Raw genomic sequence first — 13,941 nt, forward strand, 5'->3', positions numbered from 1 at the left:
GGCCGCGATTGTAAGCGCATAGACCATCGAGCGCAGTGATTCGTCAAAAAAACGTCTGATAGCGACTACTTGAAGAATTGCCTCCGTTACGTCAATGGTTTCACGTCAAGCTTCAATGGCAGCGTCCGGCTTTAAGGTCTGCTAGGATCGCCACGCCTTGCCTTGGTCAACGATGTAAGCATCCGTTTTTAACGGACTTTTCACCTTTCGACGGGCATATTTGCGCGCTGTTTGAACATGACAATATCAAGAAGCCTGCTTCGAGCAATGCTTCACTTGGGGGAATGATGGATCTATGGACCGCCGCTCAGGCACTGATTCTCGGGATTGTGGAGGGACTGACGGAGTTCCTGCCTATTTCCAGTACCGGACACCAGATCATTGTTGCGGACTTGATCGATTTTGGTGGCGAGAGGGCGATGGCCTTTAACATCATTATTCAGCTTGGCGCGATACTCGCGGTGGTCTGGGAGTTTCGGCGCAAGATCCTCGACGTGGTGGTTGGCCTGCCCAGGCAACGTCAGGCGCAACGCTTCTCCATCAACCTGCTGATCGCTTTTTTGCCCGCTGTGATACTGGGCGTAATGTTCGCAGACCTGATCCACGAATACCTGTTCAACCCGATCACGGTGGCGACGGCGCTTGTTATAGGCGGTGTGATCATGCTCTGGGCCGAGCGCCGGGATCACGTGGTGCATGCTGAAAGCGTTGACGACATGACCTGGCGTGATGCGCTGAAAGTTGGCTGTGCCCAGTGTCTGGCGATGATTCCGGGCACGTCCCGTTCTGGCTCGACGATCATTGGCGGCCTGCTGTTTGGCCTGTCGCGCAAGACCGCCACCGAGTTTTCATTCTTCCTGGCCATGCCAACGATGGTCGGCGCGGCGGTGTATTCGGGCTACAAGTATCGCCACTTGTTCCAGCCTGACGATTTTCCGGTATTTGCCCTGGGCTTCGTTGTCTCCTTCATCTTCGCCATGATTGCCGTACGTGGCCTGCTCAAGTTCATCGCCACCCATAGCTACGCGGTATTTGCGTGGTACCGCATCGTCTTCGGTCTGTTGATTCTGGCGACCTGGCAGTTCGGCTGGATTGACTGGACCAGCGTGCAAGGTTGATGAACTCAGAGCAACGCGTCAGAACGAACAAACCGACGACTGCTAAACAGCAGGCGTTGCGTTATCCGCGACTGAAGCTGGCTATTTTTCTGATGATCTGTGCGCTACCGGGTGCCGGCCTCACGTCGTTACTGCTCAATGGCGTGTGGGTGCCCGGCGCGATCTATGCAGTGATGAGTTTGTTGGCGTTCTTCCTGTATTGGCGTGACAAGCGTCAGGCCAGAACAAATGAATGGAGAACGCCGGAGAAAGCGCTGCACGCAGTCGAACTGCTGGGCGGCTGGCCGGGCGCACTGGTTGCACAGCAAGCGTTTCGGCATAAAACCCGCAAACTGTCGTTCCAGTTAGTGTTCTGGTTGATCGTCTTGCTGCATCAGGCGATCTGGATTGATCGCCTGTTTCTCGGCGGCAACTACCTGACCAGGCATTTCTATTAAGCCGTCACAGCTTAAACCCGTCACCGCCTCAAGCCGTTACAACTTCAGGGCGATCTGCTGTTTCTTCGGCAGCTTACTGACCACCAATTGATGAGACCGAGTCAGCAGGTCACGCAACTCGACGTCGCTCAGGGAGTAGGGTGTAGCGACGCTGATCCAGTAGGCCCGTGCCAGATACGGCGCGGGACGAATGCCCGGACGGTCGACGTAGCCGAGAAACAGTTCGGGTGCGACCTTGAATGACAAGCCTTTGCCCGCCAGATCCATCACCGCAAACATTTTGTTGCCTGCAATGGAAAACACACGGGTGCCACCCCATTTGTAATCTTCTCGAGCGCCAGGCAGTTGCAGGCAAAACCCGGCGACCTCTTCAGTGTCCATCTGTCTGCTCCGTTGGTTTCTGGACATCAGTCCAGAGTGGTTCATTCTTGAACGCAAGGCTGACGTGTTCGATCCATGCGCGTACGGCGGGCAGCATGCCGCGGCGCTGGGTGTAAGCAGCTTGAACATTACCGCTCGGCAGTGACCAGTCGGGTAGCAGGCGGACCAATTGACCATTGGCCAGCTCTTCATGGCAGTTCATCAGCGGCAGTAGCGTCATGCCCAGCCCCAGCAGGGCTGCGTTCTTGCGAATCGGAAAGTCATCCACCACCAGACGCGGCTCGATCGCCACTTCACAACGCTCACCATTGCTATGCAACAGCTGAAAATGCACTTTGCGATCCGCCTCGATGGCGCCCAACGCTGGCAAACTGGAGAGGTCCTGCGGATGCTTGATACTGCGCCCGCGAAGCAACGCCGGAGAGGCCACCAGGGCTGCGCTGGCCGGATACAGCTGGCGAACAATCAGGCTTGGATCTTCATCGCCAACGTCACGGACACGCAGGGCCACATCAATGCCTTCGTTGACCAGATCGACCCGACGATTGACCAGAATCAACTCCAGTTGTACCAACGGGTGGCGGATCAGAAATTCGTTGACCACCTCAGACAGATTCCAATGGGTCATCCCGACAGGGCAGGACACCCGCAAACGTCCTCGAGGTTCTGCTGATAGCGAGGCAACCGCCTCGTCGGCCATTTCCGCTTCCAACAGCATTGCCTGACAGTGGCTCAGGTAACGCTCACCCACAGCGGTCAGCGCCAGTTTGCGGGTGGTGCGTTGCAACAGGCTCGCCCCCAGACGCAACTCAAGTTCGGCAATGCGCCGTGACAGACGTGATTTAGGGATGCCCAGCAGACGCCCGGCCGCCGCGAAGCCACCGAACTCGACCACTTTGGCGAAATAGTAAAGATCGTTAAGGTCCTGCATGCTGATAACCGATTGTCCTGTAGGTAGAACGAACTATCGCATTTATGCCGACTAATCAGCTATTGGCTTGCGCTGTAGGATTATCCCCACTTGATCGCCAGCTGGCGACTTTTCATTTGGGAAGCACGTTATGAAACTTTTGCACATCGATTCCAGCATCCTCGGCGATCACTCCGCGTCTCGCCAGCTCAGCCGTAACGTTGTTGAAGCCTTTACCTCCGTCGAGCAAAACGCTCAGGTGACTTATCGCGATCTGGCCAGCGAATCGCTGAGCCACTTTTCCCCGGCAACACTGGCCGCTGCGGGCACCCCTGAAGAAGGCCGTGATGCTGCGCAGAAGCAGGAAGTGGCGAACAACGAGCAAATCCTGCAGGAATTTCTCGATGCGGACGTGGTTGTGATTGGTGCGCCGGTTTACAACTTCACCATTCCAACTCAACTGAAAGCCTGGATTGACCGTATCAGTGTGGCGGGTCGTACTTTCCGCTACACCGAAACAGGCCCGGAAGGTCTGGCTGGCGGCAAGCAAGTGATCATCGTTTCCACAGCCGGTGGTGTGCACGTTGGTCAGCCGACCAGCGTCGGTCATGAAGACTATCTCAAAGTCCTGTTCGGCTTCATTGGCGTGACTGATTTGAAATTCGTCTTCGCCCACGGTCTGGCCTACGGCGACGAGCCACGTGCCAATGCACTGACCACAGCGCAGAAGCAGATCAAAGAAGAGTTGTTCGCGGTGGCCTGAATGCCGCGGCGGGTCTGACGACTTCGCCTGCAACGCGTCTGCAAAAAACTCCAGCGTCCATTGGGCGCTGGAGTTTTTTGCGTTATGGCCCACGCTGATCAAACATAAATGCAACGTTTGTCGCCCGTGATGCTCTTAAAACGGGTAACACATGACTCAATCGGAACAGATGAATTCACTCCGATCGTTTCGCCCGATTCACGAGAAACGGATGATTGGAATTTATGACGACACCGGATAAGCAGTACGTAGAGTGGCTGGTTGAACAATCAATGCTCAATGCCGCACGCCAGCGGGCCAAGTTGTATTCGGGGCAGGGCAGGCTGTGGCAACGCCCGTTCGCCGAATCCCGGCCCAGAGACGCTTCGGCGATTGCTTCCGTCTGGTTTACTGCTTATCCAGCGTCGATCATCACCCGTCAGGGCGGCTCGGTGCTCGAGGCTCTGGGTGATGAAACGCTGTGGCACGCCTTATCGGAAATCGGTATTCAAGGCATTCACAACGGTCCACTGAAGACCTCCGGTGGCCTTCAGGGACGGCAACACACACCGACCATCGACGGTAACTTCGACCGGATCAGTTTCGGCATCGACCCTGAACTGGGGACCGATGCGCAATTACTCAGCCTGAGTCGCATTGCAGCAGCGCACAACGCCGTGGTGATTGATGACGTAATTCCGTCCCACACCGGCAAGGGCTCTGATTTCCGCCTGGCAGAAATGGCGTATGAGGATTATCCGGGCCTGTATCACATGGTCGAGATTCGCGAAGAAGACTGGCAACTGCTGCCGGATATTCCGGCCGGTCGCGATGCGGTAAACCTGATGCCTGAGGTGGTCGACGCCCTCAAGGACAAGCATTACATCGTTGGCCAGTTACAGCGGGTGATTTTCTTTGAACCAGGTGTCAAGGAAACCGACTGGAGCGCCACTGGCATTGTTCAGGGCGTGGACGGCAAGGCGCGGCGCTGGGTTTATCTGCATTACTTCAAGGAGGGGCAGCCATCGCTGAACTGGCTGGACCCAAGTTTTGCTGCGCAGCAGATGATCATTGGTGATGCTCTGCATTCCATTGATGTCATGGGCGCACGGGTTTTGCGTCTGGATGCCAACGGTTTCCTCGGCGTCGAGCGCAAGGCTGAAGGCAATGCGTGGTCTGAGAGCCATCCATTGTCGATCACGGGTAACCAGCTGTTGGGCGGCGCGATTCGCAAGGCGGGCGGTTTCAGTTTTCAGGAGTTGAACCTGACTCTGGATGACATTGCCTCGATGTCTCATGGCGGCGCGGACCTGTCTTATGACTTCATTTCGCGTCCGGCCTATCAGCACGCACTGTTGACCGGTACCACCGAGTTTCTGCGGTTAATGCTGCGTCAGGTTCACGCGTTCGGTATTGATCCTGCGTCGCTGATTCACGCGTTGCAAAACCACGATGAACTGACGCTCGAGCTGGTGCACTTCTGGACGTTGCATGCCCACGACACCTATCACTATCAGGGGCAGACGCTGCCGGGCAATATTCTGCGAGAGCACATCCGCGAGGAAATGTACGAGAAGCTCGCAGGTGAACATGCCCCGTACAACCTGAAATTCGTTACCAATGGCGTGTCCTGTACCACCGCCAGCATCATTACGGCGGCGCTGGGTATTCGTGATCTGGACGCCATCACTGAAGAAGACATTCATAAAATCCAGCACATCCATTTGCTGTTGGTGATGTTCAATGCCATGCAGCCCGGCGTTTTCGCGTTGTCCGGCTGGGATTTGGTCGGCGCGTTGCCACTGCCTGCCGATCAGGTTCAGCACCTGATGCAGGACGGAGATACCCGCTGGATTCACCGTGGGGCCTACGATCTGGTTGATCTGGACCCGGAAGCGGAGGTTTCTGCAGGCAACATGCCGCGTTCACGGACCCTCTACGGCAGCATCGTCAGCCAGTTGCAGCGTCCGGATTCATTTGCTTCGCAGCTGAAAAAAATTCTCGCCGTACGTCGGGCTTACGACATCGCTGCCAGCAAGCAAATCCTGATCCCGGATGTTGAGCATCCAGGTCTGCTGATCATGGTGCATGAGCTGCCGGCCGGGAAGGGCACGCAGATTACAGCGTTGAACTTCAGCTCTGAGTCGATTGTGGAAACCCTGCACCTGCCGGGCATTGCGCCGGGTCCTGTGGTGGACATCATCAATGAGCGGGTTGAGGGCGATCTGACGGAACAGGGCGAATTCACCATCACCCTTGATGCTTACGAAGGCCTGGCACTGCGTGTGGTCAGTGCAATGCCAGCGTTCTGAGTGGCCGATTCCAGCAGCTCCGTTGACGAAATGACGACATATCTGGCCTGATACTGCCCGGATGTAAAACGTCGACGGAAGTTGCATGGATATCAAACACAGTCTCAAACAGCGCATCGTCATCGTTTTCACGCTGATGAGTACTCTGGTCGCGTTGATATTTGCAGCGGGCATTGTCGTCACCGTGCATCTGGTGGGCAAAAAGCTGACGGCGCTTTCAATGAACGGCGATCTGCACCGGCTGCTGATGATGGATGACGTCGCTAACTGGAGCCACCGACCGGAGAAGGATTCGTTTTTCTACGTGCAGGATGCATCCGGGCTGTTCACCATGCCCGATGTCCTCAAACCGTTGAAACCGGGATTTCACCGGATCAAAAAGGACAACATTGATTATTACGCCATGGTTGATGTGGTTGATGATCGCCAGTACGTGTTGCTCCGTGACCAGACCGCGACCGTGCAGCGCGAACGTATTCTGTTCGCCATCGTATTGGTAGGCTTCGTTCTAAGTGTTCTGTTGGCGTTGTTGTTGGGGAGACTGCTTGCGCAGCGTGTTATGGCTCCGGTGGTAAAGCTGGCGAAGCAGGTGCGTCACAGGGATCAGATCATGGACGCCGCGCCAGCTCTGGCGCCGGATTATGCCCATGACGAGGTTGGCGAGCTGGCGGTGTCTTTCGATGACACGCTCGGTCGCCTGCGTGCCGCGCTGAGCCGGGAAAAAATGTTCACCAGTGACGTCAGTCATGAGCTGCGTACCCCGCTGATGGTGCTGGCCAGCTCCTGTGAGCTGCTCCTGGAGAATCCTGCCGTTGATCCGCGCTCGCGTAATCAGGTTCTACGGATATCCCGGGCCAGCGAAGGCATGCGCCAACTGGTAGAAACCTTCCTGCTGCTGGCAAGGATCGAAACCGAAGTACCTGGCCAAGGCCCGCGCGCGACCCTGGTTGCGGTCGCGGACGAACTGGTGGATATCTGGCGCAAAGCTATTGAAGAAAAAGGCCTGACCCTGCGGTACGAGCCGGGTGTCGGTTCTGATCGCCTGTACAACGCAACGCTGTTGCATTCGGTAATGAGTAACCTGCTGCGCAACGCCTGGCATTACACCGACGAAGGTTTCATCTCTTTAAGCCTGCACGGTGATCGCTTTTCGGTGCAGGACAGCGGCATTGGCATTCCGCTTGAAAAGCAGCAGGCCATGTTCCAGCCTTTCGTCAGGGGGGATGAGCAGCGTGGGGAAGGTCTCGGCCTGGGTCTTTCGCTGGTGCAGCGCATCTGCCTCCACCAGGGTTGGTCGGTGAACCTGGAAAGCCGCGTGCCCCATGGATGCTGTTTTGAGGTGAGTCTTGCTGCCTCGGCGGTTCGTGGGGACAAGCCCGACAGCATTCGAAAACCTGATTCGGTCAGTCAGCCTGCCTAGGCGCTGATACGTAGTGTCGCCACCTGATCAACTCACTTCCCTTGAGAGCAGCTCTGCATGACCACTCTGAAAATCACTGCCGGCGGATACGAGTTTCTCGCTGAAACCAATCCTGATGCCCCGCACACTGTTGCCGCGTTTCTGAAATTGCTGCCGTATCGCCAGAAACTGATCCATGTTCGCTGGAGTGGTGAAGGCTGTTGGGTCCCGCTGGGTGAGTACCAGTTGCTATTGGAAAATCAGCCGATCGGTTTTGAAAATCACACCAGTCACCCCTCCGTAGGCGACATTCTGTTTTATCCGGGACCGTACAGCGAGACAGAAATCCTCATTGCCTACGGTTCATGCTGCTTCGCCAGCAAGATGGGCCAATTGGCTGGCAACCACTTTCTGACCGTTGTGCAGGGCAAGGAAAACCTGCGCGCACTGGGTGTGAAAACCCTGTGGGATGGCGCGCAAGACGTACTCTTCGAGCTGGCCTGAGTCGATCGGGTCTAGCCGGTAAACATTTTCCAGACGGCCCAGGCGATCAGCAGCCAGATCAATACGATACAGGCGACCATCCAGCCGCGCCCCTTAAGCTTGATTCGCTCGCCTGCCATGGCTTCGGCTTCAGGGCGGCAGCGCTGCTGCAACGTGTCCGGGATCAGGCGCAGGGCGAGGGCGATCCCGAGTGGTAAAAGAATCACATCGTCCAGAAAACCCAGCACCGGTATGAAGTCAGGGATCAGATCAATCGGGCTTACGGTGTAGGCCACGGTGACCAACGCAACGATCTTTGGCAGCCATGGCATGTCCGGCTGACGGCAGCATAACCAGAGCAGAATCAGATTGGCTTTGAGGCGGCGAGCCCAGAGCTTCAGTTGTTTAATCATTAAAGGTTCTCGTTGATCTGGATGGGCTCGGCCGTCTAAAGGCAACGCAAGCCCTGTAGGAGCTCACCGAGGTTACGAGGCCAGCGATAACGGTCTGTCTGACACTCCCCCTCGCTGGCCTCGTAAGCTCGGTGAGCGCCTGCTGGGATCATTGTTTGCGGCTCAGTTGCGTCACCCTTCAACCGGTGTGAAGCAAACCTGCTTATGAAACACAAACGGCATGTCGGGTAGCGAGGTGAATTCGCGGATCAACGTTCGATACTCTGCATCCGGGTCGAGATCAGCAAATTGCTCAGGCCAGAATATTTTCGCCAGCCATTGTGCCCCAACTATGTTGAAGACGCTGTTGTAAAACTGGTGATTGAGGCCCTGTACGCACGCTTTTGTCGAGCTAGCCGTGGCGCTGAAGCCGGGGCGGGACATCAAGCGCTGCATTTCGCTGTTGATGCGCCCGGCATTGGCGCCGTAGCCGAAAGGGATCGCGGTGACGCCATTGCGCAGGCGCTGAGTGCCGGTCATCAGGTAGACGTCGGGTTTACTCAGGATCAAGGTTTCCAGCGCCACATCGGCGGACTCGCTGCGCAAGTAGCGTGAGCCCAGGTTGATTGCCCCGAGGTTCTTTATCAGCAAGCCCCAACCGGCGTGCGCTTGAGTGTGGCAACAGCCGCCAGCCCCGGCCTGTCCCGCTCGGGCTTCGACGAATACTTTTGGTGCTGGCAGACCCGCAGCTGTCTCTCGCAGTCGGGCCAGTTGCCGTCGATAGACCTGCAAGTAAGCGTTTGCGTTGTCTTCACGGCCCAGCACCTGGCCTAGCAGTTCCAGACTGCGCGGCACGTTCGCTAGCGGGTCCAGCTCATTGTCGACGTAGATCAGCGGGATGCCCAAACGCTCAAGAACGCTATTGAGCACCGTGTTCTCGATGGCTGCCCGGCCACTCAGACGAGCAACAATAAGGTCAGGATGGGTGCGCAACAGGCTTTCGATGTCCAACTGGCCGGTGTCGGGGAAGTCGAGGTCCTGAATCTTATCCGCCTGTGGCCAACGTTGACTGACCACGTTCCACAGCCCCGGATCGGAGCTGGCCAGATTGTTATCCCAGGCGACGACCCGGGCCAGCGGGTCTTCACCTTCCAGCAGGGCCAGGGACAAAAGAACATTGCTGTCCTGCAACACGATACGTTGCGGGGCGTGGGGCAGGGTGACGCTACGCCCGGCGAGATCAGTGACGGTGATTGGGTAGTTGGCAGCCTGAGTGGCCGTGCAGAGTAGAAACAGCAGGCCCGCAATTATCAATGCACCGCTTTTCAGACAATTGCGCGGAGTCAATGACACCCCGCGCGCCTCCTGTGGGAGCCGTGCTTGCCCGCGATTTGGGCACCGCGTTCCATCCGGTACATCGTGTAATCGTTTATCGCGGGTAAGCCCTGCTCCCACAAGTTCGGCGTCATCCGGCGTCAGGACCTGTAGAAGCAGGGACAGTTGTTGGAGCGAGGCTTTTGAGAGGTTCATGCCACTGACCCATCGACATGAATCTGCACCCGGCCCAGGCTGCAGCGCTCGACTCTGGCCTGAACCCGATAGACCTGCTCCAGCATGCCCGGAGTCAGGGTTTGTTCGGGCGTGCCTGCAGCGTTCAAACGACCGCGTTCAAGCACCATGACCTGATCGGCCCAGCGTGCTGCAAGCCCCAGATCATGGAGGACCACAACCACAATGCGGCCCTGATCGGCCAGTTGCCGGACCATGCTCATGACGTCGTTCTGGTAGCGCAAATCCAGTGCGCTGGTAGGTTCATCGAGCAACAGCAGGCGCGGCTGGCGAATGACCGCTTGCGCCAGGCTGACCATTTGGCGCTGCCCGCCGGACAGACTGTCCAGGGAGTGCAGTGCCAGGTGCAGAATGCCCAATTGCTCCAGCACAGCGCAGGCTTTGTTTTGTTGCTCCTTCGCACTGCCGACCATGGCCAGCGAATCTCCGCCGCGTAACGCGCCAAGCAATGTCTCCAGCACGCTCAAGGCAATGCCGTCCGGCAAGGTTTGCGGCATGAAGCCCAATACGGCGGCCCGTTCGCGACGCTTGCAGCGCAGCAGATCCAGTTCGCCAAGACGGATTTCCCCGGTTGCCGACAACAGTCCAGCAAGGCTGCGCAGCAGGGTCGATTTGCCAGCTCCATTGGGGCCGACCAGCGCCACTACCTGACCCGGGGCAATGTCTGGCAGATCAATGCCATGCAAAACCGTGCTGCGCTTGTAGCCAACGCTCAGGTTGCGTACTTGCAAAAGGCTCATGTCCGGCCTCGCTTGAGAATCAGGCTCATGAACAGCGGTACGCCGACCACTGCGGTCACGATCCCGATCGGCAGCACCACGCCCGGAATCAGCTGTTTGCTGACAATTGCCGATAACGACATGATCAACGCGCCCATCAAGGCGCTGACCGGCAGGAAGAACCGGTGATCTTCGCCAATCAGCATGCGCGCAATGTGCGGCCCAACCAGGCCGATAAAGCCAATGGTGCCGACGAAAGCTACTGCGGTGGCCGCGAGTAGGCTGATACGCAGCAAAGCGCCCAGACGCAGGCGAGCGACATCAATACCCAGTGTGGCTGCACGTTCGTCTCCCAGGCGCAGGGTGGTCATTTGCCATGACGCGCGCAGGCTGAACGGCAAGACCAGAAAGAACACGACGGCCAGTGTCTGCACTGCGGGCCAACTGGCTCGGCTCAGGCTGCCCATGCTCCAGAACACCAGTTGCTGCAAGGCATCCGCAGATGCCAGATATTGCAGCAGGGCAACCATGGCATTGAAGCTGAAGACCAAAGCAATGCCGAACAGCACCAATGACTGCACGCCACCGGTAAGGCTGGCGACTGCCTGCAACAGCAACACCGAGGCAAAGGCAAAGATGAAAGCATTGGCCGTGATCAACCAGCTGCCTGGCACCCCGGGAATCCCCAGGTCCAGCACAATCGCCAGCGCGGCACCAAAGGATGCCGCCGACGACACGCCCAGAGTGAACGGGCTCGCCAGTGGATTGTTGAGGATGGTCTGCATTTCGGCACCGGCCAGCGACAGTGCGGCACCCACCAATACAGCCATCAGCGCGAAAGGCAGACGCAATTCGCGGACTATCACCTGAGTATCGGGGTCGACGCTGCCGGGGTCGAATATCGCCAGCAAGACTTCGCTGGCGGCGAACCGGGTAGTACCCAGGGTGATGTCAGCCACCAGACAAGCCAGCAACGTCGCGACCAGCACGCCGCAGATCCACAGACGTTTACGCAGAATGTTGCGGTAGGCGACATGCAGGGTTTCGGCATTCAGTGTGGACGGCGGAGGACTCAAAACTTAGCGCTCACACTGGCAATGAACGAGGCGGGCGCGCCTGCGTAGTTACCGTCGGTACCGGCCGCGGTTTCAATGTACTTACGATCAGTCAGGTTGCGGCCTTTGAGGGAGACACGGATGTTCTCATCAATGTCGTAGAACACACTGGCGTCGATCCGGGCATATCCGCCCACATCATACGAATTGTCGATATTGCCTTGGCGTTCACCCACCGCGATCACGCCAGCACCAAAGCCCAGGCCTTTCATCGGACCGTTCTGCAGTTGATAGCTGGACCAGACTGAACCGCTGAGGATCGGTACGCCGTCCAGGCGGTTGCCAGTTTCGATTTCAGTGTCCTTGGTGACTTTGGCGTCCAGAGCGCTGACGTTGCCGATGATTTCCCAGCCTTCCAGCGGTGTGCCGCTGACATCCAGCTCAACGCCGCGTACGCGTTGTTCGCCGGTTTGCACGGAGTAATTGTCGTCAGTCGGATCGGGCGCGGCCACGTTCTGGCGGGTGATCTCGAATACCGACAGGGTTGCGCTGAGGCGATCAGGAATCAGTTCAAATTTTGCGCCGACCTCATATTGCTCACCTTCTTCCGGGTCCAGCGTACTGCCGCTGCGTTGGACATCGCTCTGTGGGGTAAACGATGTGCTGTAGCTGGCGTAGAGCGCGAGCCAGTCAGTGGGCTGGTAAACCAGACCTAAACGCGGGGAAACCTTGGTAGGGTCCAGATTGGTCTTGGTGACTTCGTAGTCCGCATTGGTCGAGGTATTGCGCTGACGAGTGTCGTCATAACGCGCGCCGACAATCAGCTTCCATTGTTCGCTCAGGTCAATCTGATCCTGAAGATAAAAACTGTAGGACTCGACTTTGTAATCGTTTTCCTCATTGAACGCGAACGTACCAGGCCGGGCACCGTAGACTGGATTGTAAATATCGATAGAGCCCAGGTTCGCGCGATCACTGGCGACATTGCGCTTGCCGTCGATGTACTCGAAACCCGCCAGTGCCGTGTGGTTCAGGCCACCGGTGGCGAAGCGCGCAATGGCTTCAAACTGCATGTCCAGAGTTTTGATGCGCTCATCGCCATCAGTGGCACGACGGCGCAGGGTACGGCCGTCGGCCTCCAGGTCACGCAAATCGACGACATAACGATCTTTGTGAGACTGGTCCCAGCGGGTCATCTGACGCAGGGTCAGCCAGTCGTTGACGTCATGTTCGGCGCGATACCAGACCGAAACCTTGTCAGCTTTGTCGCGCGACCACGATTCGTGCAAATAACGGTCGGCGCTCATGTTGATCTTGCCGTTGACCGGGATTAGCCCTCTGTCGAACGGACTGGTCTGGTTGATGTATTCCAGGCCAGCATCCACTCGCGTGGTATCGGTGGGTTCCCAGCGCAGTGTCGGCGCAACATAGGTGCGCTTGCTGTCGCGGAATGTGTCGCGAAAACCCCGCTCGGTCTGGGTCGCAACGGTCATGCGCCCGGCCAGCGTTTTAGCTTCGTCCATTGGTCCGCTGGCGTTGGCTTCAAGACGATAGAAGTCATAGGAACCAGCTTGCGCTGTGACCTCGGCTTCGGGCGTGAAGCTTGGTTGCCGGGTCACCAGGTTGATCAGGCCGCCGGGATTGCCACGGCCGTACAGTACGGACGCTGGCCCTTTGAGGACTTCCACACGTTCGACGTTGGCCAGATCACGCAGGGCTTCAGGGCGCGACACCAGCGGATTGATCAGCATGCCATCCACCGCATACGTAGTGGCTTTGAAACCGCGAATGATGAAGCTTTCCGAAGAACCGCCATGGCTGTTGCCGCGCTGCACGCTGCTGATGTTGGTCAACGCATCACCGAGGTTGTTGACTTGCTGGTCTTCAAGCACCTGACGCGAGACCACCTGGATGGATTGCGGAACGTCGCGCAGGGCCGTGTCAGTCTTGGTTCCTGTGGCGCTGCGGGTTGCGCGATAACCCTGGACCGGGCCGTCTGCGTGTTCGACAAAACCAGTGGAGGTAATCGTCGAAGGCGCCAGGTTGATAGAACCGCTGGCAGGCTGCGCGAATAACAACAGCGTGCGGTCATCGGTCAGCGACCAGCCCAGACCTGAGTCTCTGAGTAACTGCGTCAGCGCTTCGCGCTCACTGAGTTCACCGCTGATTGCCGGCGCAGTCTTGCCTGCCGCCAAGGCAGCGTCAAAGCTCAACTGCAATTGATTCTGCCGGGCGAACTGCGCCAGCGCCGAAGCCAGTGGCTGTGCGCTCATGCTGTAGCGCAGCGTGCGCGGGCTTTCAGAGGCTTCGGCAGCCCAGCTGTTGCCCATCGGCAGCATGATCAGGAGGGCAAGAGACGGCAATGCAGGTAGGCGCGGCATTAATACGATCCTTCATACGTCTTGGTTACGTTTGCGAAAAATT

At 57.6% G+C, this 13,941-nt stretch carries 13 protein-coding genes; 6 read left to right on the forward strand and 7 right to left on the reverse strand.

All coding sequences use genetic code 11. The annotated features are described in order from the left end of the window. Positions 1-287 precede the first annotated feature (287 nt). Positions 288-1,118: an undecaprenyl-diphosphate phosphatase gene (locus tag AUC60_RS01255; RefSeq protein ID WP_087264487.1), complete on the forward strand. Its 831-nt coding sequence runs from the start codon at positions 288-290 to the stop codon at positions 1,116-1,118. Next, entirely contained in the window at positions 1,118-1,555 is a 438-nt protein-coding gene (locus tag AUC60_RS01260) for a DUF1294 domain-containing protein (protein WP_087264204.1), read from the forward strand. Before AUC60_RS01255 ends, AUC60_RS01260 begins: the two co-directional genes overlap by 1 nt. 36 nt (positions 1,556-1,591) lie before the next feature. Here the strand turns inward: AUC60_RS01260 and AUC60_RS01265 are convergent, their stop codons facing one another. Continuing rightward, positions 1,592-1,936 (reverse strand): MmcQ/YjbR family DNA-binding protein, encoded by a 345-nt coding sequence (locus AUC60_RS01265; RefSeq protein WP_087264206.1) that lies wholly within the window; start codon positions 1,934-1,936, stop codon positions 1,592-1,594. Further along, positions 1,926-2,867 carry a LysR substrate-binding domain-containing protein gene (locus AUC60_RS01270; RefSeq protein WP_087264207.1) on the reverse strand — a complete coding sequence of 314 codons (942 nt, stop codon included), beginning with the start codon at positions 2,865-2,867 and terminating at the stop codon, positions 1,926-1,928. Before AUC60_RS01270 ends, AUC60_RS01265 begins: the two co-directional genes overlap by 11 nt. Before the next feature lie 130 nt (positions 2,868-2,997). Between AUC60_RS01270 and AUC60_RS01275 the strand changes: the two genes are divergently transcribed. The 4 genes from AUC60_RS01275 to AUC60_RS01290 all read left to right on the forward strand — a co-directional run bounded on the left by AUC60_RS01275 (position 2,998) and on the right by AUC60_RS01290 (position 7,803). After that, a complete protein-coding gene (locus AUC60_RS01275; protein ID WP_087264208.1) occupies positions 2,998-3,609 on the forward strand; it encodes an FMN-dependent NADH-azoreductase in 612 nt (203 codons plus the stop codon). A 224-nt stretch (positions 3,610-3,833) separates the two neighbouring features. Beyond that, positions 3,834-5,900, forward strand: coding sequence for a maltose alpha-D-glucosyltransferase (treS, locus tag AUC60_RS01280; RefSeq protein ID WP_087264210.1), 2,067 nt, complete (start codon positions 3,834-3,836; stop codon positions 5,898-5,900). An 85-nt stretch (positions 5,901-5,985) separates the two neighbouring features. Continuing rightward, complete coding sequence (locus tag AUC60_RS01285) at positions 5,986-7,320, forward strand: sensor histidine kinase (protein ID WP_087264212.1); 1,335 nt, start codon at positions 5,986-5,988, stop codon at positions 7,318-7,320. A 57-nt stretch (positions 7,321-7,377) separates the two neighbouring features. Beyond that, positions 7,378-7,803 (forward strand): DUF3830 family protein, encoded by a 426-nt coding sequence (locus AUC60_RS01290; protein ID WP_087264214.1) that lies wholly within the window; start codon positions 7,378-7,380, stop codon positions 7,801-7,803. Between the two features lie 11 nt (positions 7,804-7,814). On the opposite strand, the gene AUC60_RS01295 is transcribed toward AUC60_RS01290, so the two are convergent. The 5 genes from AUC60_RS01295 to AUC60_RS01315 form a co-directional block, all read right to left on the reverse strand. Beyond that, positions 7,815-8,195 carry a YkvA family protein gene (locus AUC60_RS01295; RefSeq protein WP_087264216.1) on the reverse strand — a complete coding sequence of 127 codons (381 nt, stop codon included), beginning with the start codon at positions 8,193-8,195 and terminating at the stop codon, positions 7,815-7,817. Positions 8,196-8,366: 171 nt separating this feature from the next. Then, positions 8,367-9,527, reverse strand: a complete 1,161-nt coding sequence (locus AUC60_RS01300) for an ABC transporter substrate-binding protein (protein WP_158099087.1) — start codon at positions 9,525-9,527, stop codon at positions 8,367-8,369. 173 nt (positions 9,528-9,700) lie between these two features. Further along, a complete protein-coding gene (locus AUC60_RS01305; protein WP_087264220.1) occupies positions 9,701-10,483 on the reverse strand; it encodes an ABC transporter ATP-binding protein in 783 nt (260 codons plus the stop codon). Next, positions 10,480-11,538 (reverse strand): FecCD family ABC transporter permease, encoded by a 1,059-nt coding sequence (locus AUC60_RS01310; protein ID WP_087264222.1) that lies wholly within the window; start codon positions 11,536-11,538, stop codon positions 10,480-10,482. Before AUC60_RS01310 ends, AUC60_RS01305 begins: the two co-directional genes overlap by 4 nt. Beyond that, entirely contained in the window at positions 11,535-13,898 is a 2,364-nt protein-coding gene (locus tag AUC60_RS01315) for a TonB-dependent siderophore receptor (RefSeq protein WP_087264223.1), read from the reverse strand. Before AUC60_RS01315 ends, AUC60_RS01310 begins: the two co-directional genes overlap by 4 nt. Between the last annotated feature and the right edge of the window lie 43 nt (positions 13,899-13,941).

Origin of the sequence: Pseudomonas caspiana, assembly GCF_002158995.1 — a bacterium.
Taxonomy (GTDB): domain Bacteria; phylum Pseudomonadota; class Gammaproteobacteria; order Pseudomonadales; family Pseudomonadaceae; genus Aquipseudomonas; species Aquipseudomonas caspiana.

Coding starts and splice junctions, on each gene's coding strand:
- AUC60_RS01255 (WP_087264487.1), top strand. CDS start 288: ATGGATCTATGGACCGCCGCTCAGGCACTGATTCTCGGGATTGTGGAG.
- AUC60_RS01260 (WP_087264204.1), top strand. CDS start 1,118: ATGAACTCAGAGCAACGCGTCAGAACGAACAAACCGACGACTGCTAAA.
- AUC60_RS01265 (WP_087264206.1), bottom strand. CDS start 1,936: ATGGACACTGAAGAGGTCGCCGGGTTTTGCCTGCAACTGCCTGGCGCT.
- AUC60_RS01270 (WP_087264207.1), bottom strand. CDS start 2,867: ATGCAGGACCTTAACGATCTTTACTATTTCGCCAAAGTGGTCGAGTTC.
- AUC60_RS01275 (WP_087264208.1), top strand. CDS start 2,998: ATGAAACTTTTGCACATCGATTCCAGCATCCTCGGCGATCACTCCGCG.
- treS (WP_087264210.1), top strand. CDS start 3,834: ATGACGACACCGGATAAGCAGTACGTAGAGTGGCTGGTTGAACAATCA.
- AUC60_RS01285 (WP_087264212.1), top strand. CDS start 5,986: ATGGATATCAAACACAGTCTCAAACAGCGCATCGTCATCGTTTTCACG.
- AUC60_RS01290 (WP_087264214.1), top strand. CDS start 7,378: ATGACCACTCTGAAAATCACTGCCGGCGGATACGAGTTTCTCGCTGAA.
- AUC60_RS01295 (WP_087264216.1), bottom strand. CDS start 8,195: ATGATTAAACAACTGAAGCTCTGGGCTCGCCGCCTCAAAGCCAATCTG.
- AUC60_RS01305 (WP_087264220.1), bottom strand. CDS start 10,483: ATGAGCCTTTTGCAAGTACGCAACCTGAGCGTTGGCTACAAGCGCAGC.
- AUC60_RS01315 (WP_087264223.1), bottom strand. CDS start 13,898: ATGCCGCGCCTACCTGCATTGCCGTCTCTTGCCCTCCTGATCATGCTG.